We start from the raw sequence: 22,096 nt of genomic DNA, 5'->3' as shown, positions 1-22,096 counted from the left end.
GTCTATGAGCGAGCAAACATCATCTGAAACCGTGGATTATAAAGATACTGTCTTCCTGCCGAAGACGGATTTCCCCATGCGCGCGGGTTTGGCCAATAAAGAGCCGGGCATTTTGGCGCGCTGGCGTGATGAAAAACTGTATGAAACGCTGCGCAAACGCCGTGCGGGCAAAGAGAAGTTCATCCTGCATGATGGCCCGCCTTATGCCAATGGTGATATTCATATCGGCCATGCGCTGAACAAGACGCTAAAAGACCTGGTGGTGCGCACGCAAAGCCTGCTGGGCAAAGATGCGCCTTATGTGCCGGGCTGGGATTGCCATGGCCTGCCGATCGAATGGAAGATTGAAGAGCAATATCGCAAGAAAAAGCGCAATAAAGATGAGGTTCCAGCCAGCGAATTTCGCGCCGAATGCCGCAGCTATGCCGATAATTGGGTGAATGTGCAGCGTGAGCAGTTTCAGCGGCTGGGCATTATGGGGGAGTGGGACAAGCCCTATCTCACCATGGATTATACGGCCGAAACCACAATTGTCAGCGAGCTGCTGAAATTTGCGGAAAATGGCCAGCTTTATCGCGGGGCCAAGCCGATCATGTGGTCGCCTGTTGAAAAAACCGCACTGGCTGAAGCTGAAGTGGAATATGAGGATATTATTTCCACCCAGATCGATGTGGCGTTTGAGATTATTGAAGCGCCGAATTGTCCGGCAATTCAAGAGCTGATCGCCAAGGGTGAAAAAGTTCATGCGGTCATCTGGACAACCACACCATGGACCATTCCGGTTAATCAGGCTTTGGCCTTTGGCGCGGATGTTAAATATGTCGTGGCCACTCTTTGTGTTGATACGCATGGAGATCGTGAAGCCGTTGCAACTTTTTTAAAGCAGAACCCTTCAATTGACTTTCTAGGTGATGACTTCAAAGTTCTTATTGCGAAGCCCTTGCTAGAGCAATTCGCAACGCGTTTTGAAAATTGGCTAAAGTCGATTTCAGGTGAAGTTGATTTACGGCTAAGCGAGTTTGAGTTTGAAGATGGCAATTATAATCTTGAATCAGCGCAAACAATAAAAGGCTCCCAACTTGCCGGAGCTATGGCTAAGCACCCTATGGCGGATGCCTTTTCTTCCTCCCTCCCCTTCAGGGGAGGGACCGAGGGTGGGGACGAGCCACACGCGCCTGACCAGATTGACAGCCCCCACCCCAAATCCTCCCCTGAAGGAGAGGGGCTTGAGCATATTCCTTCCATCAATCGCGATGCTGAATTGGCGGAATTTTTCACACGCCCGCGCCCGTTCCTTGATGGTTCCAGCTTTGTCACCACTGATGCGGGCACCGGCCTTGTCCATATGGCGCCCGATCATGGTGAGGACGATTTTGATCTGTGTAAGGCCAATGGCCTGAACCCCGTTTTTGCGGTGGAGGCTGATGGCGTTTATCGTGCGGATTGGGCATGGTTGCCGCGCGGTGATGCACGTTCGGGCAGTGTCATCAATACAAAATTCACCGCGGCCAATGGTCCGATCTGTAATGATTTGCGCGCGGCGGGTGCGTTGCTGTCCGCCGATGATTTTAAGCATAGCTATCCGCACAGCTGGCGATCAAAGGCCAAGATTATCTATCGCTGTACGCCGCAATGGTTTGTGCCCATGGATACGCCGCTGCCGGAGCATGTGCGCAATGACGCAGATACCGTTAGCCCTGAGCTTGTCGAAGGGCGTCTCACTAGTGCGGACAAACGGGCTTTGCCCCTTCGACAAGCTCAGGGCTCAGCCCTGACCGATGAGGGCGTGGGCCATGGTAAGGGCGTGAACCCAAGTCTGCGCGATGTCGCGCTGGATGAAATCCGCAATACAGTGCGTTTCGTGCCGGAGCGCGGCAAACGCCGCTTGGAATCCATGGTTGAGGGCCGGCCCGATTGGGTGCTCTCCCGGCAACGGGCATGGGGCGTGCCAATCGCGCTTTATGTAAACCGCAAAAGCGGCGACTATCTGAATGATCCAGCGGTTAATGCGCGGATTATTGCAGCGTTTCAGGCTGGCGGCGCGGATGCATGGTTTGATGCGGATCATCAGGCATTGCTGGGCGCGGACCATGACCTGGCGGATTATGAGGTGGTCAACGACATTTTAGACGTGTGGTTTGACAGTGGGTGCACACACAGTTTTGTGCTGGAAAGCGGCAATTGGCCGGACCATCAATCGCCAGCGGACCTGTATCTGGAAGGCAGCGATCAGCATCGTGGCTGGTTCCAATCCAGCCTGCTTGAAAGCTGCGGCACCCGTGGCCGCGCGCCCTATAAGGCGGTGCTGACTCATGGCATGACGCTCGACAAAACGGGCCGCAAAATGTCCAAATCTCTGGGCAATACGCTGGACCCGAAAAAGGTTATCAACGCGCAAGGGGCCGATATATTGCGCCTTTGGGCGGCGAGTGTGGACTTTACCGAAGATCACCGCATTGGCGATGAGATTCTAAAAACCGTATCGGACAGCTATCGCAAGCTGCGCAATACATTCCGCTATATGCTGGGCGCGTTGGCCGATTATGACGCGGCTAATGAGGCAACCGCTTATGATGATTTGCCAGAGCTGGAGCGCTATATTCTGCACCGGCTTGCCGAACTGGATGCCGGGCTTAAACAAGCGGTCAATGACTTTGCGTTTGGCAAATATGTCCGCGCGATTAGCGATTTTGTGAATGACGATCTTTCGGCCTTTTTCTTCGATATCCGCAAAGATTGCCTCTATTGCGATGTCGGGCCACATATGCCGCATGGCACACAAACGCGCCGCGCCTATCGCACCGTAGTCAACATCCTCTTTGAAGCGCTAACCCGCTATATTGCCCCCGTTTTGGTGTTCACCGCGGAAGAAATCTGGATGACGCGCTATCCAGAGGGTGAAAGCGTGCATTTGCAGGAATGGCCAGACGTTGATTCTGGTTGGTACAATGCAGATTTGGCTGACAAATGGCAGAAACTCAGCACGGTCCGCCACACTGTCAACGAAGCTATCGAGCCATTGCGTCGTGAAAAGACAATACGTTCCAGCCTTGAGGCAGATATTGTTTATCCGCTTGCTGATTTGCCCGTAACGCCAGACGAATTTGCCGAACTGTGCATTATTGCGGGCGTGTCCGACGGAACAGAAATAGCCGTCACCAAAACCACGCATCATAAATGTGGCCGTTGCTGGCGGTTAATCCCTGATGTGCCAGAAGATGGCGCATTGTGCAGCCGCTGTGACAGCGTGTTGAATGGATAAGGTTATGGCGATTACGCAAGCCCAAGTGAAAAGCTATCGGATACAGGGCATCATATTGGCGCTGGTCATTTTCGCGGTTGATCAGGCAGTGAAATATATGGTCGTTGTGCCGCTATCACTGGAATCACGACGATCCATAGAGCTGGTGCCGTTTTTTAATCTGACATGGGCAGAGAATTATGGCGTGTCACTGGGCATGTTGACTGCGCAGAATGAGCATCAACGTTGGCTATTGGTCGCGTTGACAGCTTTGATTGCAGCCATTGTTCTGGTATGGATATATCGCGAAAAGCTGCGCGGCGACATCATGGCATTGGCCATGATATTGGGCGGGGCCTTGGGCAATATTCTTGATCGGGCCAGGCTGGGCTATGTGATTGATTATGCCGATTTGCATTTTGGTGATTTCCGGCCCTTTCTGATATTTAACTTGGCAGATGCCATGATCACCATCGGGGTATTAATATTGCTTGCACGTGCGCTGTTCATCGGCGAGGACAAGCGCAAGGAATTGACCGAAGGGGCCTAAGCGCCTTATGAGCGGTATGAATATGGAGAATAATATGAAAAACTGGCAGAAAATGGGTACGGCTTTGGTGCTGACAACAATGCTGGCCGGTTGCGGTACAAGTGGAATTCTTGATCGTGAACGGCCTGATGAATTTGCCGTTTCACGTCAGGCACCATTGGTGATTCCACCAGACTTCGCTCTTGTGCCCCCGCGTCCCGGTGTTGCCCCTTCACAGCAACGTGTGGCCAGTGAGCAAGCGCTGGAAGCTCTTTTTGGCGGACCAGCTGCACGCAGCGCGATTGAACAGCAGGCTTTGCGGCGTGCTGGCGATTCCGACACTGCGATTCGTTCTACTGTGGGCGATGCAGAAACCAACACGGTTGATAAGGGCCAGGTTGTGCGTGACGTGATCGCTGCACCGGAGGGCGATGGCCGCGAAGCACAGGCTGCGACACCGGAATAATCCACACCATGTTCTGGCTGTTGCTTAGGGTTTTTGGCAATTGTTGGTGGCGCAATAGTCCTTGTCGTTAAGGCTGCGCCTATCAATTTCTGCAACTATCGACAATTCGCCTGAAGCGCTGTCATTCAGCCGATCTTTTTCGCGTTTAATATAGCGTCGCCGTTCGATGGAGACATCATCCAGCGCGTTGACCAATTGCTTGTCCCATTTGACCAGCCTTTCATCATATAGCTTTTTGCGCTCATAATAGGGCGAAATATAAAGCGTGCGAAACTGCTCGACATTTTTGGCACAATCATAGGCCTTGCTTGTGGTATAAGGCGGGAAGGGCGTATCGCGGTCTAAAACACTTTTCACACAACCCGGATAATCGGCGCTCAAAGCCGCTGCACCAGGTGGTTTTTGCCCCAAGGCTCCTGATTTTTGGTCTGCACCATGCGCCCAAAGCTGTACCGCATCGTCGCTTGCGACTGTGGTGCTGCTTTGCCCATCAATGGCAGTGTCGACGTCAGCATCTGTTCCCCCGCCACCTATATTCCCACTATTTTCGCCATCACTGTTGTCGCTGGCTGGAGCGTTGTCATCGTCGATGGTATCACTGGGATTTGTATTTTCGGGTTGTTCAGACCCGTTTGAAATTTCGCCCGTTAGACCATTTGGCGTAGTCGCGCCGCTAGCGCTGGAACTTGTGGTAACAGTCGTTTCATCATCGCTATTGCCGGAGCTATCATCAGGCCGAAAATCCACCTGCCATAACACTATGCCCACAACCTCTAATATAAGTGCGCCAAATAGGGGTTTGCGATACTCTTCCGGCAGACGCCTAATGCCAAACACATCCAGTAAGGTTGCTATGGCGGTTGCAGCAAAAATCGCCAATATCATGACTGTGATTGTAGTAATGGCCCATGGTTCCATCGCCAATCTCCCTCATGAACAATCTGCGCTAAGCCTGCCATAAGATCAAGTGGGCTATTGCGGCGTGTGGTTCATCTTTTGGGCACGTGGAACATGCTTTTCCTCCCATTTTGTGATCTCGCTATATATGGGGTCAGGCAATAGATTGCACGTGGCGGTTGCCGTTCCAGCAGAACAAAGCTGTAATAAACAGGAGCGCACATATATAGCTAATATTTAGACTATAGCGAAAGATCGGGTTATTCTGGACTATTGGGTAATCCACTTTCCTCACGATCAGCACGAATTTTTGCTGCATTATCCAAAGTCCACTGGCGCTGCTTCAATTTGTCCTCGCGTACAGATTGCATAGCCTTGGCGCATTCTAATAACGGTAGCCTTGGGTCAGGATGACTCGCTTCCCATGCCAAAGCTGCATCAATCACTTCAATCGCACCTTTTATACTGCTATAAATAACAGGATTAATTTCTGACCCCAATGTATAGTTGAGGGATGCTAGCAAAGCTGGGTCACCATCCGGTGTAACGGGCTGGCAGTTGATAAAGGCACGTCCGCGCATCTGGCCAATGTAAAACCATTTGCCTGCCTCCTGATAATTACCTTCCCTTACCAGCGCTGCCGCCAATATGTAAAAACTATCCCATGGTTTATTCTCAATATCTTCCCGCAGTTCTTCAACTGTCAGTTGTGCCTCTGGCTGATCTTGCTTGCGTACTTCCGCATAAAATGCCTTGGCATGGACGGGTAAAGCAAAGTGGATGAAGAGGCAGAGAGCAAGAGCAAGTTTGACCATATGCTCAGGCGCGGGCGCCGGTTTCTGCTGCGTCGACTCCAGCGCTGTTATGGCGCAATGCTTTTAGCACCGTATCTACCATAGCATCTGCGTCCAATCCGGCCTCGGCATATTGCTTGTCTGGAGCATCTTGGTCTTGGAAGCTATCGGGCAGACGCATGGTGCGCAGCTTGAGGCCAGCATCGGTCAAGCCAAGGTCTGATGCCATGGTTAGCACATGTGCGCCAAAACCGCCGACTGCAGCCTCTTCCACCGTGATGCATACATCATGGGTAGAGAGCAATTTGGCGATCAGTTTTTCATCGAGCGGTTTGGCAAAGCGCAGATCGGCAACCGTGGTGGACAGGCCTTTGGCATCCAGCGCATCGGCGGCCTTTTGTGCTTCGCCCAAACGGGTGCCGAGCGACAAAATGGCGACTTTCTTACCCTCACGGACAATACGCCCCTTGCCGATTTCCAGCTTTTCAAGTGTCTCAGGAATGGTGACGCCCGTACCCGCGCCGCGCGGATAACGAAAGGCAATGGGCCCATCATCATATTCGGCGGCAGTATATGTCATGTGCGCCAATTCTGCTTCATCGGCAGCAGCCATGACCACCATATTGGGCAGGGTGGCCAGATAGGCGATATCGAACGAGCCTGCATGGGTGCAACCATCTGCGCCGACCAGACCTGCACGATCTATCGCAAAGCGGACAGGCAGGTTCTGAATGGCAACATCATGCACAACTTGGTCATAGGCACGCTGTAGGAAGGTTGAGTAGATCGCGGCAAAGGGGCGCATACCTTGAGCAGCCAAGCCAGCAGCAAAGGTGACGCCATGCTGTTCTGCAATGCCAACATCAAAGCTGCGATTAGGGTGTGCCGCGGCGAATTTGTCAACGCCGGTGCCTGATGGCATTGCGGCGGTAATGGCGCAGATGCGTTTGTCAGTCTCGGCCAGCTTGGCCAGTGTTTCGCCAAAAACATTTTGATAGGCTGGTGGCCCGCCACCAGCGCCTTTATCCTGCTTGCCGGTGACCACATCAAATTTGGCAACGCCGTGATATTTGTCCGCTGATTGCTCAGCAGGGGCATAGCCCTTGCCCTTTTGTGTGACGACATGGACCAATATCGGTCCTTCTTCTGCATCGCGCACATTTTCCAACACCGGCAAAAGATGATCAAGATTATGACCATCAATCGGGCCAACATAATAGAAGCCAAGCTCTTCAAACAAGGTGCCGCCAGTGACCATGCCGCGCGTATGGCTTTCGGCTTTGGAAAGGCCCTTATGCACACGGCGGGAGATTTTGGAGGTCATTTTGCTGGCGAGTGAACGCAGCCCCATATATTCCGAAGAAGAGATAAGCCGCGCCAGATAGCCAGACAGCCCGCCAACGGGCGGTGCGATCGACATATCATTATCGTTCAATATAACGACCAGACGGTTGCCGGCCGCCTCGGCATTGTTCATTGCTTCATAAGCCATGCCAGCGCTCATCGCGCCGTCGCCAATCACCGCAATGCCCTTGCCGGGCGCATCGTTCAGCTTATTGGCAATGGCAAAGCCCAGTGCAGCACTGATTGATGTCGAGCTATGCGCTGCGCCAAATGGATCATATTCGCTTTCCGCGCGCTTGGTAAACCCGGACAAGCCGCCACCCTTGCGCAGCGTGCGGATGCGGTCGCGCCGTCCGGTCAGGATTTTGTGCGGATAGCATTGATGACCAACGTCAAAGATCAGCCGGTCATCAGGCGTATTAAAAACATAATGGATTGCTGCTGTCAGCTCGACCACACCAAGGCCAGCGCCCAAATGCCCGCCTGTAACAGAAACGGCAGAGATCATTTCCTGACGCAGCTCATCGCATAGCTGGCGCATTTGCCCTGGCTTTAATTTGCGCAGGTCAGAGGGGTATTGCACGGTGTCCAGCAACGGTGTTTCCGGTGCTGCGGCCGGTTGCTGTTCTGATTTTGGCATCGAATCCCCCCTAGTTTCTATAAATGTAATGCATGCGTTAGAGATTGTCGAACCTTAACGAATGCAGAATCAAGTTAAGTTGACACTAGTAGTGTCAAATAAATTGGTCAAATTTAGTGTTAATTGCAATTGCCGCAATGTCCGCGCACTTCGATAACCGGGCGGATATTTGCAAATCCCGCTTTGCTCGCAACGTCGCGTAATCCGCCGGAAAGGCTATCATCATCAATATGCGTGACGCTGCCACATCCATCGCAAATCATAAAAATACAATCATGCTGACAATCAGGATGCGGGTTCGCGATATAGGCATTTGCGCATTCTACACGACTCGCAAGATTATTCTCTACGAACAGATCCAATATGCGATAAACGCTGTTTGGTGCAGCTCTTTTTCCGCGCTTTTGGCTAACCAAATCAGCCACATCATAAGCTGATGCAGGCTTGGTCATGGATGCCAAAATGGAAAAGACAGTGGCGCGCATATCGGTCCAGCGTTCGCCGCTAGCCTCCAACGCCTGTTGTGCCGCTAGAGCGAGATTTTCGCCAGCATGCTCACGGTGGTTATGGTGATTATGATTGCTCATGACCATTATATAGTCAGGAACCTGCGCGTGGGCAATGATAAGCAAACAGATTGTGCAATATAGAAAGGCGCCGTAACGGCACGATCAGTTGCGTACCGGCTGCCTGCGATAAAATTGCGGGAACATGGCCTTTAAATTGGCAACTTTCACTCTGTCCCAGCGGACAATATAAGGGTGAACAGGGTTTTTGAACATAAAGTCCTGATGATAACCCTCTGCAAGGTGGAAGGTCTTATATGCCTCGATCTTGGTGACGATCGGGCGTTCAAAAATCTTCGCCTTTTTCAATTGCGCAATATAGGCGCGCGCTGCTTTGGCTTGTTCTGTATTTAGCGGCACAATCGCATTGCGATATTGCGGGCCAGTATCTGGTCCTTGGCGGTTGAGCTGGGTTGGGTCTGTCGTTACCGAGAAAAAGATTTGCAGCAAATCCGTATAGCGCACTTGCTTGGGGTCATAGACCACACGCACGGCTTCTGCATGTTGGGTAACGCCATAAGCGACTTTATAATAGGTTGCATCGTCTTTGTTGCCGCCATGATAGCCGGACTGCACAGAGCGCACGCCTTTGACATGGCTAAATACACCTTCGACACCCCAGAAACAGCCACCGGCAAATATAGCAACGCGCAGTTTTTGCGGTTCTTTGGCCAGCACTTTTGCAGAGGGAAGATTATAGGCTTTTTCTGCTGCCATTGCGGGTACGCCCATGACTTGCGGGCCTATCGCCATAACACCAAAAACCGCACCGCTGGCTAACAGCATGGGTGCGACATGGCGTGACATTTTTTTGAGGGAAAATCCGATTTGGTCAGCCATTATTTATCCTGTGCCTTGAGGTATTTCTCATCTGACAACTGATACCGCTAATCAGCTCTTGCTCGCAAGCGTTGTTACGGATGCAAGATGTTCAACGGCGCTGTCTAAAGAGAGGTCTTCTAATATCTCGGCGCGCGCTTCTTGTGGTTGTGCTGCAAATAACGCTGCTGCGCCAAGAACGAAACCAACACCAAAATACTGCACTACTTCGTTTTTCAAAATACCGAACATTGTCTTTCCTTTGATTGCGGTTGGGGATGCCGCAACACTCACCATCTTATTCGTGATCAAAACAGTTATGGTTACACGGTGATCAAAACAGGGGGCCAAAAGGGATAAAAGGACGCCTGCTTAGTATGCAAACAGCTTTGACCTTAGCTGTTTAGCCTTGATAGACTTTCATCTCTGTGAATGGCGTCACAGCAAAACCAATCAAATTGTCGATGATTATATTAAGATAGCGATGCGCAAGAGTGGTTATTTGTGCCGAGTTAATGCCGATTTATCAGGGTTACAGCAAAAAGGCCGCGCACAGAATTGCCCAGAAACAATCGGCCATCAACGCTTGCCACAGCAATATCCTGCTTGTCCAGATCCTGCTCCACGGCACTATTATCGTCCAGCATCTCTTGGCGCAAAATTCCCGGGAGCATGCCCCGAGATATTGGCGGCGTCAGATATTGCGGGCCTTTCTCGGGCGCGTCTGTTTGGCGCACAAAGATATGGGTGAAACTTCCTTCACAAGCGAAACCCGCGGCATCGAAGAAAATCACTTCGGCGGCCTCACTATCCTTCATGGCGCACCTGCGGCTATCGTCGTAAAATGCGCGGTCAGTTGTTTTGTGCGCTAGGCGCGGGTCATTGCTGGCCACAGGCATATCAGCCATAAGCACGGGTATCGGTGTCTTATCAAAGGGCTGTAGCGGCATGGATTGGATTGCAAAATTGCCGTCGCGACTAACCAGCAACCGGATTTTGGCAGGGCTTATGGCGTGGAAACATGCTGCTTGAATGGCATTGCGGGCGGCATGTCGGTCAAATTGATAGGCCAATTGCTGGGCGCTGGCTTTCATCCGCGCCAAATGGGCCTCAAGCCGCAATATTCCTTTATCTGGATAGAGCGCCATTGTCTCAATCAGATCAACCTTACGCGCTGTTGTCATTGCAAAAGCCCCTTTATCCAGACATTCACGCCATTCCGGCCCTGCTTTGGAATCTGCAACAATGCCGGAGCCCAAACCCAATGTCAGTCTTTGCGATTGCGGGGCAAAATGCAAGGTACGAATGGCCACGTTAAAGGCACCGCTTAAAGCACTCTCATTGGCCGCTTTGTCCAGATCGACAGCATCAAAGCGGCCAATGGCACCGCAATAGACCCCGCGCGGGGTGGCTTCAATATCGTCGATCAGCTCCATTGCGCGAATCTTGGGTGCGCCGGTTATCGATCCGCACGGGAAAAGCGCACGAATAACATCTTGCGCCCCAATGTCTGATTGCATCTGACCAGAGATTGTTGAGACCATCTGGTGAACCGTTGGATAATGTTCGACCGCAAAAAGGTCTCTGGTAACGACACTGCCAGCCTCGCAAATACGGGACAGATCATTGCGCAGCAGATCGACAATCATAAGATTCTCTGCACGATTTTTGTCGTCTCTTGCAAAATATTCCCGCGCCGCCGCTGCATCCCCTGCATGATCGGGGTTGGCGCGTAATGTCCCTTTCATTGGTCGCGTGGTTATGCGGCCCTTGTGACAAGCAAAAAACAATTCCGGTGAAAGGCTGAGCAGCCAATGCGTGCCATCATAAACCAACGCACTATAGCGCGCTGCGCCAAAGCGCCGCAAAGTGCGGTAAAGAGCAATGGGGCAGCTATCAAAATGCGCATGAGTGCGAATGGTGAGATTGGCCTGATAGATATCCCCTCTGCGAATAGCTTCGATAATATCTGCAAATTGATCGTCATATGCCGACAGACTTTGCTGTGTCGCAAATGCCCCCATATCTGCCGGACCGTTATGCGGTCCCTGCTGCGCGGCTAACCAGTCATCAATATTGTCGGCGGGCAGTATGGCATAGTCGGCAAATTCACCAAACCAGCATAAGGGTGTCATGTCTCTGCTTTTACGCGACAGAAAAGCATCGAGACGCGGGCGCAATTTGGGCTCAAGCGCCAGACCTGCTTCATAGCCAAAATATCCCGCCACATGGCGAGGTGGCCTTCCAGAGTTTCCGCACCGCGCTGTATCAATGGCCGCTAGAGCATTATCCAATTCTTCACGGGCCTCAGCACAAATGATATTTTCCGGCTGGGTATATAGCCGCGCTGGCCCGCCGCCACTGGCATCATCAAGCAGCACAAATGGCCCGGAAACCGGAATCATTTCTGTTGGCAATGTGCTTGGGTGATAGTGATTATCGGCCATAGGCGCAGCCTATAACCTGCTTGCGTAAAACAATATAGGGAAAGGCTGCACATGATCGCATAGACTCTTTACGAATTGCCATTGCTGTAATGGTCGTTAAGCTAGGACGCGGTAAAAAACAAAGGGCCTGCATATGTTACGATTTGTTATAGCTGTTGCTGCAGCAACATGTATTGCCTTGCCGGCAACTGCACAGGATAAAGAGGCAAGTTTTGGCGGCACATCAGGCCCAGATCTTTCTATTGACGCCATTGAGCCAGAAATTGAGGCTATAAGTGTTGGTCTTGCCGGGGATGAGCCTGCCGATATTAGCCGCTTTCTTCTGGCCAATGGCGCGGGTGACGCACAGCTCTCACCAGATGGAGAGACTATCGCTTTTTCCAGCAATATCACTGGGGCATCGCAGATATGGACTATGCCTACTGCCGGTGGCCAGCCAAGGCAATTGACATTCGGCAATGGCATCGGGTTTTTCCGCTGGTCACCCGATGGTAAAGGGCTGCTTTACGGGGCAGATAATGACGGCAATGAGCAACAGGCCTATTTCTTTATAGCCAGCGATGGCAGTAGCGAACGGCGTGTTTTCCCAGCAAAAGGCGGCACTTTCCGCGTATTTGGTGATTTTGCCGCTGATGGCGAATCTTTTGTATATGCGTCAACAGCGCGTAATGGCCTCGATTTCGATATCTACCGCGCCAGCCTGAACGGTGAAGACCGCCTAGTCTATGAAGGGCGCTATGGTAATTTCGCACGGTCGCTGTCGCCTGATGGCCGCTTTGCCATCATTACTGAAACCGTTGGTGAAGATGGCGACAATCTGCACCTTCTCGACATAGAAAGCGGCGAACGCAAAACAATTTCTGCCCCCAAATCGCGGGCCAATCACGGTGATGGCGGTTTTGCCTGGCTCGCAGATAGCAGCGGCTTTTATTTCGCCACGGACCTGAATCGCGAGTTTAAGCGACTGGCTTTTTACGCAATCTCTTCCGACGCGATTTCAGATATTGAAAGCGCCGAACAAGCAGATATTAGCGGGGTAACATTATGCGGCGCAAATGATCGCTATCTGGCATGGGTGGCAGGCCAGAACGGGCGCGATGCCTTGGCCATATATGACCGTGAGACTGACCAGAAGGTTGCTATACCTGAAATGCCGGACGGTGTTTTCAGTCTGGATTGCACCGGCGACAGCGGCAAATTGCTGGTGCGTGTCAGCGGGTATAACAGGCCCGGCGATCTGTATGTGCTTGATATCGCAAATGGGGCTTTAACGCATAGCTATCGCTCCAACCTTGCCGGGCTGAATGCGGATAGCCTTGTTGCGCCGCAATCGGTACGCATGGCCGCGCGTGACGGCGTGATGTTACAGGGCCTGCTCTATTTGCCAGACAATACAGGCACTGAGCCGCCGCCGGTTTTGTTCTTGGTTCATGGCGGGCCCACCGCTGAATCGCGCGCAAGCTGGGACCCGATTGTGCAATATCATGTTGGGCGCGGCGTTGCGGTGTTTGAACCTAATGTGCGTGGTTCAACCGGTTTTGGCCGCACATATGTAAAACTGGATGACCGTGAAAAACGTCTGGATAGCGTACGTGATCTGGTTGATATGCTGGACGCTTTGGGCAGCAAGGGGCTGGTTGACCCGAACCGCGCCATTGTCGCTGGTGGAAGCTATGGCGGCTATATGGTCAATGCAGTCCTGGCGGCTTATCCTGAGAGCTTCGCTGCAGGTATATCTTTATTCGGTGTGGCTGATTGGATCACCGCATTGGAAGTCGCTTCGCCTGCTTTGAAGGCAGCGGACCGTATTGAATATGGGGATATTGGTGAGCAGAAATGGCGCGACTTTTACGCAGTGAATTCTCCTATCCGACAGGCTGATCAGATTCGTGTTCCAGTGCTCTATTCCCATGGGGTAAAAGATCCTCGTATCGACATTGCTGAAACAGAGACGATGGTGAAGATATTGCGGGCCAATGGCATTGATGCACCTTTTATCCGCATCCCTGATGAAGGGCATGGCTGGCGCAAAATTGCCAATCGCCTTTTCTATTATCGTCGTCAGGCCGAATTTGTAGAAACGCAATTGGGTTTGGTTGAAGATAGTAAATAGCCGCGATGTGGCTTAGAGAACAGCTTTTGCAAAGCAGGAACGGACTTCTTGGACAAAGATATCGGGTTGTTCAAACGCTGCGAAATGCCCGCCTTTGTCCAGTACGTTCCAGTGAATAATGTTAGAATAGCGCTTTTCTGCCCAACGGCGCGATGTCTGGAACAATTCTTTGGGGAAAATGCTGCCACCCATGGGGACGTTTATGGGCTCCATTTTGCCCTTGCCAAAGCTGTGCCAATATAAACGCGCAGAAGATGCCCCCGAATTGGTGAACCAATAAAGCGAGATATTGTCGAGCAGATGGTCCATATCAAAACCGCTGGCAATATCGTCGCCAACATCGGACCAGTTGCGGAATTTTTCCAAGATCCACGCCATTTGTCCAATAGGTGAGTCGGCCAGTGCATAGCCCAGGGTTTGCGGGCGTGTTTGCTGGATTTTGGCATAGCCATTATCATGCTGCTTATACCATTGCAGCCTAGCCAATGCGGCCTTTTCTGCATCGCTGGCATTGGCCAGATTAGCGGTATCAGGCGGTGCCAAGACCATATTGCTGTGAAATGCCGCTAGGCCGCCGAGATTTTGCACCGCCATTTCGGTGGTTACAACCGAACCCCAGTCACCGCCTTGAGCAAAATAGCGATCATATCCCAGCGCGCGCATCAGCGCGTCCCATGCAGTCGCGATCCGTTCAATATCCCATCCGGCGCGGGCCGGTTTACCAGAAAAGCCATAACCGGGTAGGGATGGAATGATAAGATGATAGGCATCTTCTTCCGTTCCGCCATGATCTTCTGGGTGCGTAAAAGCAGTGATAACGTCAATAAATTCCAATATTGATCCCGGCCAACCATGGGTCAGGAGCAGTGGCCGGGCGTTCTCATGCGGGGAACGGATATGCAGGAAATATATGTCGAGGCCGTCCACCTCCATCATATATTGCGGATGGGCATTCAGTCTGGCTTCGCACTGGCGCCAGTCATATGTATCGCGCCAATAATCCAGAAACTGCTGCACCACAGCTAATGGCACGCCTTGATCCCATTCAGAGTGAGTATCTCCATCGCTGGGCAGAAGCTCGCGTTCTGGCAGACGTGCATGGCTAAGGCGCCGTTTCAGCTCATCAATATCATGCTGCGCAATGGCAACGCTAAAAGGGCGGGCCTTGCCTGTCCTCATACAGGGGCCGCGCCCGAACCACCGCCGCCGCGCAGGGCATATTCCTGTGTGCCGACATGATAAACCGTATCACTGTCCAGAACCGCCTGATTGGCATAGGTAAAGCCAGGTGCCAAAGCGGCATATAGATCATCAAAATTGCGCGCCACGGTCATGTCATACAGCTCTTGAAAACTGTCGATGACAAAATAGGTCGGTTGCAGATCGGAGATAACATAATCGGTGCGCATGACGCGGTCGACATCAAGATGGATACGGTTGGGGGAGCGAGCACCTGTGGCAAAGACCAGTTCGGCAGGGCCAGCCATAATACCCGCACCATAAGAGCGCAGTTCACCCTCTTCACGGATAAGACCAAATTCCACTGTATACCAGTAAAGTGCACTAAGCGCTTTAAGGCGATTATGATGCAGCGCTTTCCAGCCCGCACGGCCATAAGCTGCCATATAATCTGCAAAGACCGGATCGGTCAGCATCGGCACATGGCCAAGCACATCATGGAACACATCTGGCTCTTGAATATAGTCAAAATTCTCCCGCGTGCGGATAAAATTGCCCGCAGGAAAACGCCGATTGGCCAGATGATAGAAAAACACATGGTCGGGGATCAGCATGGGTACGGGCACCACTTCCCAGCCAGTCATACTGCGCAATTCTTCGCTCATTGCCCCCATATCCGGCACACCGCCACGACCAAGATCAAGTCTTTTTAGTCCGTCTATATAGGCGTTGCATGCGCGGCCAGGCAGCAATTCCATCTGCTGCGCAAAAAGATCATCCCAGATATGATGCTCGGCGCTGCTATATGTGCGCTGTTCAGGCTCTAACCAATCCTCACCCAGATGCGCCGGTTTGGTCAGCGGCGCAACAAAGGTATCCGCAGGCAGGTCAGGGATAACCGATACGTCAATATCGGCGGTGCAATCGGCGGTAGGGTCTATCAATAGCTGTTCCATAACGGCCTAAAATCTAGTGAGGCTCTGGCCCCGAGAGTGTTAGTGAACATGTAATATAGGGCAAAAAGTTGCGTTTGCGTATAAGTTTCTTACGCGCACATCTCCAAAAAGTGCCAAACCTTAGCGCAACAGCACCATATTTTGCGGGGCATTAATCCAAAAAAGAGGTCTGCCGGCTATATATATCGGGTCAGGAGACAATCAATGAAGCTTGTTAAACTCGATTCGCGCGGCGGTGACTATATGGTTGTGGTCGATAATATTGCGTGGCTGCGCACTGGTGAAAATGGCCAGACCAATGTCGGCATGGTCGGCGGTTCACCTCTGCTGGTTGTGGGCAGCGTCGAGGAAGTGGCCGCAAAAATCGGCGCCAGCTAGGCGCAGAAGCCGATAAATACGGCTTATCTTACTCAACAACCTGCACGGTGAATGGCGCGAATACATCTTTGCCATTCACCTGTGTTTGCACGAATATCTTCATCGTTCCGCTTTTCGCTGGGCGCATATGGAAGGTTAACACCGGTCCGCTGCGCTCATCATCAGATGTGGGTTCTGGCCCACGTGGATGGACATGTTCAATCGAGTCCCAATCCCCAGCAAAAGCGACTACATGGCCGAACGCCCCCATGATGGGCTCTAACTGCGTGAATGGTTCTTGTGTGCTTGCATCCTTGATGGAAACGCTGCCTATCACATTTTCTCCGGCCTTTAATGGACCGTCAAATGACAGGCTGAAATTCAGTCCATCACTTGTCACTTCCAAAACCTCTGCTGTGTCAGGGGTTTTTGCGGCTTCATTTCCTGCATTGATAATCGCGCCGACATATTCCTGATTGCCATTAACGGGCACAATATCGGCCCAGACGCGATAATTGGTGGAAAGCCGAGGCGCAAAATCGAACACCCATTCGCCAAGGTTTTTGCCGGGAAGAGGGTGGATATGATGATAATCTGACAGGCTTTTGTCGATGATCAGCAGATGCACCTTTTTGGTGTGGGCAATGGCAATGTCATCAGGCCCTAAAGGGTCGCCTGTAACTTTATCTACCAGGCGCAGCGTCACCTGTTGCGATTGGCCCGCGGTGAAGTCTCCATCAAAAGAGATTTCGGCGCGTGTTGCGGCATCGCCGCCATCATGGCCTAGGCCTTTGCTGCCAAAGATATCTGCTTCTTGTGCACCCGCATTATCGCCTTCGCTCACATCTTGCTGGTCACAGGCAGACAGAAGCAGCGCGCCCAAAATGGCTAAACCGGCATATTTGCGCATCACAATTCCCTTTCAACGCAGACATATTTATAGGCTGTATATAATATAAATGTGAGGCATTTGTCGATATGATTGCAGTCACCTCAGAGTAGATGATGGCTCTCTCGGGACGGATTCTTTCAACCGCCTTCAGAAACTTTCCGATAGCTATAATCGCTTATGTATTTGCGGATTTTTAAGATAGGCGCTATTTTGTTATTGAGAGTAACTTAAATATTTGAAAGCTGATTGCAAAAGCCATTAACCGGATAAATCATAGTATGAATATTAAGTACATACAGGCCATCCGTACCAAAGCCATTCTGCTTTTCTTTTGCTTGTTTTCAATTTCGAACCTCGCAATCGCTGCTCCTTTACAGCAGAAAACTCCAGATACAGATAAAAAAATTTTGGCTGCTAATGCGCAGAAACTTGCAATTACTTTTACTGAAAAGTGCGCTCTGGATTTATCATCAACAGAATTGTTAACTGTGGATGAGCGCAAGTGTCTGGGAGAACCCTTCGCCAAAGGGGTTGAAGATCTACGGACCAAAGACCCGATTGCCGAAGCGCAAAAAGCGGTTAAAGATGGCAAGGTATTGTTTCTAGAAATAACACATGCGTGGGCTGGATCGTTGCGCCCCGGAATAATATGTTTGATAGATCCACCCGATTCCCTGATTGAATCCAATATATTTTTTAGCGATGCAATTGGGGGGAGAGGAGATGTCGCTTGGCGAGATGTCTATCTAAACTATGCAGCACGCTATAATCAGGCTTTGGTTAATGATCCGCAATTTCCATATCCAGACTTATGCCGGCAAAAGCCGGAACAGACTGACAGTACTGATAAGAAAGTTAAACGCTCAAATTATCTATCAATATCTGATTGGATTGAAGCAACCAGAAATCTGAAATCTCCATCTTCATTATCGTCTGCTGCGAGAATGGGTGACGTTACTGCCACAAAACAGTATCTTTCAGATGGTGCTAATCCAAATGTTCTTGATGATTGGGATATGTCCGCATTGTCTTGGGCGGCCATGCGCGGCGATGCGGATTTGGTGAAAATTCTCATCAATGCAGGTGCTGACCCCAATCTGTCCTGCGAAGAGTGCCCCACTGTCCTGAATATTGCCCTTATTGGCGGCAACGCTAATGCTGTTTCTCTTTTGCTAGAGGCTGGCGCCGAACATGATCAGCGCAGTAAAAGCTTACAGCCAATTGATAGAGTGCAACCACGTAACTTCACTAATGATATGCCTCTTTATGGCCGCCCCATTTCGGTTGCCACTGCTTTAGGACGATCCGATCTAATGTTGCCTATTCTTTCTTTTGAAAAAGATAAAGAGGCACTTGGAGAAGCGGCGCTCATTGCAGTGCATCAGAAGTCAAGCGGGTTACTCAAACTGCTGTTGGAATATGGTGCTGACGCAAATCACCATCAAAACAATTTTGCTAATCGCAAAAGTGCAGGATTATCCCTCGTACAGATAGCTGCCGCTAATGGCTTGGGCGATATAGTGCGTATGCTTATACCGAAAGTTGCTCGGGTAGAGTCTCGATCTCGTCGCGAAGAGGAAGCCTGGAGAGCGGCAAATGCATATTTTTCTGACGACATTTTAATATTGTTGGTGCTGGAAGGGCATTCGTTGCATCGTTTGTCAGGATCGGATTTTGATAAATTGATATTTGCGGTCAAAGGACAGGACCGGTCAACAGTAAGCATGCTGATCGAAAAATCCTTGTCGGAAGCTGCCAAATTATATGATGTAATAAAAGCAGGTGACCTTGAAAAAACACGCCAGCTAATCGAAGAGTCTGGCGGATTAATGCGGGGGCATGGCGAAAGTGCATTAACCGCCGCTATATTCGAAAATCAACATCACATTGTTGAATGGTTACTGTCACATGGCATGGATCCCGATATTCCGGTGCATCCGATGGTGGGTGGCGAGGCTAAGTTGAGCTGGCACTCACTCTTTGTCGATACATTGTTCAAAAACCGTCCGCGAACTGCAAATACTCTTTTGGCATTCAACATCGGAAATACCGATATTATAAAAAGTGTCATAGAAAGATCGAACATTGAATATTTGAATTCTGAATGGGACTCACCATTACGTAATGCGCTTTTTGATTATCGAAAACACACAAATCTTGATGCTATAGAACTGGCTCTGGAATTTGGGGGACGTCCTGATAAAACCGGTCTAAGTGGCGATCATTTCTTGCAACAGCTTTGTTTTTGGACGGCGCGTCAGGGCACAGGGGTTCTGGAATATTATTTAAAACTTGGGTACCGCCCACGCCAAGTCGGAGGGGAGGCTAAGCAAGCTCGATTTCCCTCAGATGATATGGCGCTGAACACCTGTATTCAGCATGGGAAAAATTCCGTGCAGCTGCTTTTGGATTATGGTGCAGATCCAAATCAACCTGATAGTATTGATCGTCTCCCCTTAGAAGTCGCGATGACCCGCCTTCTCTACAGTGAAGACTTACATATGATAACAGCCTTATTAGAGGCTGGCGGAAACCCAAACGTATTCATTAATGATGGAATGACAGTTCTAGATTATGCGATTTCTCGATCAAACGCCAAAGTCAGAAATAATATTCGGGGATTGTTCAAAGACGCCGCCGCACTTTTGCGTAAATATGGCGGTATGACAAAAGCTGAATTGATAACCGCTGAAAAACCCTGAATAAGATCTTGCATAGACCATAGTATATGGGTTTCGCCAGTGGCGGTTTTCTGATTTTATTTCGAAAATACTGGAGCGGGTGATAAGATTAAAATAAACATCTATAAATAAACAATATTTTATGTTATAATTACCCACACAGAACCTACACAGGTGTGAAAAATCAAGCAGTTGCGGCGCAAATCTGCACAGTTTCTGCACAGTGGGAAATTAAGAGATGAGCTTCATCATTGATAAAGAGAAGATCAAACCGGGCTTGATTATCTTTAGGCGCGGAGATGTCGCGCATGACAATTTTTACTGCCGGATTAGAATCCAGAACGAGGATCGCTACAAAACGATCTCTCTCCGCACCGCAGACAGACAGACTGCTCGTGACCGTGCGTTGGATGAGTATGCCGACATTCGATTTCGCATGAAGCACGATGTTCCGGTATTCAATCGCCCCTTCTTGCAAGTGGCGGAGGAATATGCCGATACGCAACAGCGCCGAGCCAACGCTGGCGAGATTAGCCAAGCGCGTTCGATCAACGTCAAAAACAAGGTCGATGGTCCTCTTAACAACTACATAGGAAGCGCACAAATTCACCTGATCAAGCAGGATAAATGGGCCGATTATCCGCTTTGGCGCAGGGAAAATGGCCAGGGCCGTTTCGGACGGCCAATTAGCGATTCCACCATTCGCATCGAAATGAGCATTCTTGCGGCCATAATGAATTATGCGATTAGTAAGCGCTACATCCCTGCAAGCCACCGCTTTGAAGGTATGCCGAAGCTCAAAACCAATCGAAGGGAAGCCTTCACGCTCGAAGAATATCGCAAACTGCACACCAAGGGGCGAAAGTGGATCAAGGAGGCGACAACTCCGCAAGGGGTTTGGTATCGCAACATATGCTATAATTTCATGCTAGTTATGTGCAACACAGGCATGCGACCGCCAGAGGCTAAGAATTTACGCTGGCGCGATATAACCATTGCTAAAGACAAAGATGGGCAGGAAATTCTTGTTCTTGATGTGCGCGGAAAAGGCAAAGAGCGTAAGCTGATTGCGCCATTAAGCGTTGGCAAATATCTCGACCGGGTGCGCGACCTATCCAAGGCTACAGAGCCAGATGATGCCGTTTTTACCATTATCAATGGCAAGCCTGCCAAAGGGCTATATCGCGACACGGTTGAGCAATTGTTCGAATATACCAAGTTGCGCGAGGGTGCTAATGGCTTGCCGCGCACGACTTATTGTTTTCGTCATACCTATGCGACACTTCGGCTATCGGCTGGCGTGGACGTCTATATTCTGGCCCAACAAATGGGCACATCTGTCAAGATGATTGAGCAGCACTATGGCCACGTTAACACCATCAAACATGCAGATCGTGTATTGATGGGCATTACTGGCTGGGATGCGATGCATACTGAAATGAATGCTGAGATTGATGAACTGGAAGCTAAGGCAAAAGCCGTGCAATCTATAAAAGCAAAGGACGCGACAAAGACGCGTCGCTCAAAGCGTCGGCGCGCACCGAACTAGCTATCGAGCTCGATAGCCGGTGATTACGCGCAAGCGTCGCCGATGTCACAAAGCACCGCTGGTGCTTCTCGTTTGTGATCTCGGCTTAAAGCGAACTTGGGTATAAGGCGTGCAGAGCCTCAAACGCCCTCACGTTTCGCGCCCCCAAAAGCAACAGAGTTCGCCGCTGGCGACCTTAACTCTGTTTTTAACGTTGGGGTTCTTGTTGTTCCTAATTTGCAAAATACTGCAGGCCAGCGCCTCACCTTATTTGAGAGTGAGGGCATGCGAGATTTTGTTAAGTCGCGCCTTGATACATGCATGCTCTGCGTCAGAAGTTGAAACATTAAGCTGGCTTTGCAGATTGGCCAGCAGCGCTAAAAGCTCGGTTTTTGATAAAGTTGCAAGTGCTGCGATATTGAATTGATCTTTCATATTTGACCTCCCTGTTTTGCAAGACCGCAACCAGCGCGGCCTTTGTGGGAGATCAACAAGGACCAGTCAGCACACCGCCATCATTCGCCCCTTCACAAGAAGCGTAACGATCAGAGAAGCAGCGGCTTGCCGCTTGATGGTATGAGGTTTGATTGCTGGGCTAGAACGACCCGGCAAAAGGACGCGATTGAGGCGTCTAAACTAGATTCAAT

The 22,096-nt window shown here is 50.6% G+C and carries 19 protein-coding genes; 7 read left to right on the top strand and 12 right to left on the bottom strand.

Annotated features, from left to right (window positions below; all coding sequences use genetic code 11):
* Window positions 1-4 precede the first annotated feature (4 nt).
* Genes ACR9YC_RS12860 through ACR9YC_RS12850 form a run of 3 tightly spaced genes read left to right on the top strand, consistent with a single transcriptional unit; the run spans window position 5 to window position 4,236 of the window.
* Window positions 5-3,262 (top strand): isoleucine--tRNA ligase, encoded by a 3,258-nt coding sequence (locus ACR9YC_RS12860; RefSeq protein ID WP_438728280.1) that lies wholly within the window; start codon window positions 5-7, stop codon window positions 3,260-3,262.
* A 4-nt stretch (window positions 3,263-3,266) separates the two neighbouring features.
* A complete protein-coding gene (gene lspA / locus ACR9YC_RS12855; RefSeq protein ID WP_438728278.1) occupies window positions 3,267-3,791 on the top strand; it encodes a signal peptidase II in 525 nt (174 codons plus the stop codon).
* A 16-nt stretch (window positions 3,792-3,807) separates the two neighbouring features.
* Window positions 3,808-4,236 carry a DUF3035 domain-containing protein gene (locus ACR9YC_RS12850; protein ID WP_438731841.1) on the top strand — a complete coding sequence of 143 codons (429 nt, stop codon included), beginning with the start codon at window positions 3,808-3,810 and terminating at the stop codon, window positions 4,234-4,236.
* A gap of 24 nt (window positions 4,237-4,260) precedes the next feature.
* Here ACR9YC_RS12850 and ACR9YC_RS12845 read toward each other — a convergent pair whose 3' ends face one another.
* The 7 genes from ACR9YC_RS12845 to pabB form a co-directional block, all read right to left on the bottom strand.
* Window positions 4,261-5,160 (bottom strand): hypothetical protein, encoded by a 900-nt coding sequence (locus ACR9YC_RS12845; RefSeq protein WP_438728276.1) that lies wholly within the window; start codon window positions 5,158-5,160, stop codon window positions 4,261-4,263.
* Window positions 5,161-5,393: 233 nt separating this feature from the next.
* The gene (locus tag ACR9YC_RS12840; protein ID WP_438728274.1) at window positions 5,394-5,948 is read right to left on the bottom strand and encodes a hypothetical protein; all 555 of its coding nucleotides are present in this window, start codon (window positions 5,946-5,948) and stop codon (window positions 5,394-5,396) included.
* Between the two features lie 4 nt (window positions 5,949-5,952).
* Window positions 5,953-7,911 carry a 1-deoxy-D-xylulose-5-phosphate synthase gene (gene dxs / locus ACR9YC_RS12835; RefSeq protein WP_438728271.1) on the bottom strand — a complete coding sequence of 653 codons (1,959 nt, stop codon included), beginning with the start codon at window positions 7,909-7,911 and terminating at the stop codon, window positions 5,953-5,955.
* A 119-nt stretch (window positions 7,912-8,030) separates the two neighbouring features.
* Complete coding sequence (locus ACR9YC_RS12830; RefSeq protein ID WP_438728269.1) at window positions 8,031-8,498, bottom strand: Fur family transcriptional regulator; 468 nt, start codon at window positions 8,496-8,498, stop codon at window positions 8,031-8,033.
* Window positions 8,499-8,582: 84 nt separating this feature from the next.
* A complete protein-coding gene (msrA, locus tag ACR9YC_RS12825) occupies window positions 8,583-9,317 on the bottom strand; it encodes a peptide-methionine (S)-S-oxide reductase MsrA (protein ID WP_438728267.1) in 735 nt (244 codons plus the stop codon).
* A 51-nt stretch (window positions 9,318-9,368) separates the two neighbouring features.
* Entirely contained in the window at window positions 9,369-9,548 is a 180-nt protein-coding gene (locus ACR9YC_RS12820; RefSeq protein WP_438728265.1) for a hypothetical protein, read from the bottom strand.
* 260 nt (window positions 9,549-9,808) lie between these two features.
* Window positions 9,809-11,743, bottom strand: a complete 1,935-nt coding sequence (gene pabB / locus ACR9YC_RS12815) for an aminodeoxychorismate synthase component I (protein ID WP_438728263.1) — start codon at window positions 11,741-11,743, stop codon at window positions 9,809-9,811.
* Between the two features lie 133 nt (window positions 11,744-11,876).
* On the opposite strand from pabB, the gene ACR9YC_RS12810 reads away from it, so the two are divergent.
* Window positions 11,877-13,856: an alpha/beta fold hydrolase gene (locus tag ACR9YC_RS12810; protein WP_438728260.1), complete on the top strand. Its 1,980-nt coding sequence runs from the start codon at window positions 11,877-11,879 to the stop codon at window positions 13,854-13,856.
* A 12-nt stretch (window positions 13,857-13,868) separates the two neighbouring features.
* On the opposite strand, the gene ACR9YC_RS12805 is transcribed toward ACR9YC_RS12810, so the two are convergent.
* Window positions 13,869-15,035 carry an epoxide hydrolase family protein gene (locus tag ACR9YC_RS12805; RefSeq protein WP_438728258.1) on the bottom strand — a complete coding sequence of 389 codons (1,167 nt, stop codon included), beginning with the start codon at window positions 15,033-15,035 and terminating at the stop codon, window positions 13,869-13,871.
* A complete protein-coding gene (phhA, locus tag ACR9YC_RS12800) occupies window positions 15,032-15,922 on the bottom strand; it encodes a phenylalanine 4-monooxygenase (RefSeq protein WP_438731839.1) in 891 nt (296 codons plus the stop codon). The genes ACR9YC_RS12805 and phhA overlap by 4 nt, the downstream gene beginning before the upstream one ends.
* A gap of 273 nt (window positions 15,923-16,195) precedes the next feature.
* Between phhA and ACR9YC_RS12795 the strand changes: the two genes are divergently transcribed.
* Window positions 16,196-16,369, top strand: coding sequence for a hypothetical protein (locus ACR9YC_RS12795; protein WP_438728256.1), 174 nt, complete (start codon window positions 16,196-16,198; stop codon window positions 16,367-16,369).
* Window positions 16,370-16,397: 28 nt separating this feature from the next.
* On the opposite strand, the gene ACR9YC_RS12790 is transcribed toward ACR9YC_RS12795, so the two are convergent.
* Window positions 16,398-17,258: a hypothetical protein gene (locus tag ACR9YC_RS12790; protein WP_438728254.1), complete on the bottom strand. Its 861-nt coding sequence runs from the start codon at window positions 17,256-17,258 to the stop codon at window positions 16,398-16,400.
* 260 nt (window positions 17,259-17,518) lie between these two features.
* Here ACR9YC_RS12790 and ACR9YC_RS12785 point away from each other — a divergent pair, with 260 nt between their 5' ends.
* On the top strand, window positions 17,519-19,942 hold the full coding sequence (locus ACR9YC_RS12785) for an ankyrin repeat domain-containing protein (RefSeq protein ID WP_438728252.1): 2,424 nt from the start codon (window positions 17,519-17,521) through the stop codon (window positions 19,940-19,942).
* A 163-nt stretch (window positions 19,943-20,105) separates the two neighbouring features.
* Here the strand turns inward: ACR9YC_RS12785 and ACR9YC_RS12780 are convergent, their stop codons facing one another.
* Complete coding sequence (locus tag ACR9YC_RS12780; RefSeq protein ID WP_438731936.1) at window positions 20,106-20,771, bottom strand: hypothetical protein; 666 nt, start codon at window positions 20,769-20,771, stop codon at window positions 20,106-20,108.
* On the opposite strand from ACR9YC_RS12780, the gene ACR9YC_RS12775 reads away from it, so the two are divergent.
* Window positions 20,655-21,470: a tyrosine-type recombinase/integrase gene (locus ACR9YC_RS12775; protein WP_438731836.1), complete on the top strand. Its 816-nt coding sequence runs from the start codon at window positions 20,655-20,657 to the stop codon at window positions 21,468-21,470. The genes ACR9YC_RS12780 and ACR9YC_RS12775 overlap by 117 nt on opposite strands.
* Before the next feature lie 246 nt (window positions 21,471-21,716).
* Here ACR9YC_RS12775 and ACR9YC_RS12770 read toward each other — a convergent pair whose 3' ends face one another.
* A complete protein-coding gene (locus ACR9YC_RS12770; protein WP_438728250.1) occupies window positions 21,717-21,884 on the bottom strand; it encodes a hypothetical protein in 168 nt (55 codons plus the stop codon).
* Window positions 21,885-22,096 lie beyond the last annotated feature (212 nt).

It is taken from the genome of Parasphingorhabdus sp. DH2-15 (genome assembly GCF_051668705.1).
Classification (GTDB): Bacteria; Pseudomonadota; Alphaproteobacteria; order Sphingomonadales; family Sphingomonadaceae; genus Alterisphingorhabdus.
Note: the sequence above shows the minus strand (reverse complement) of the source record. Positions and strands in the feature narration are given on the sequence as shown.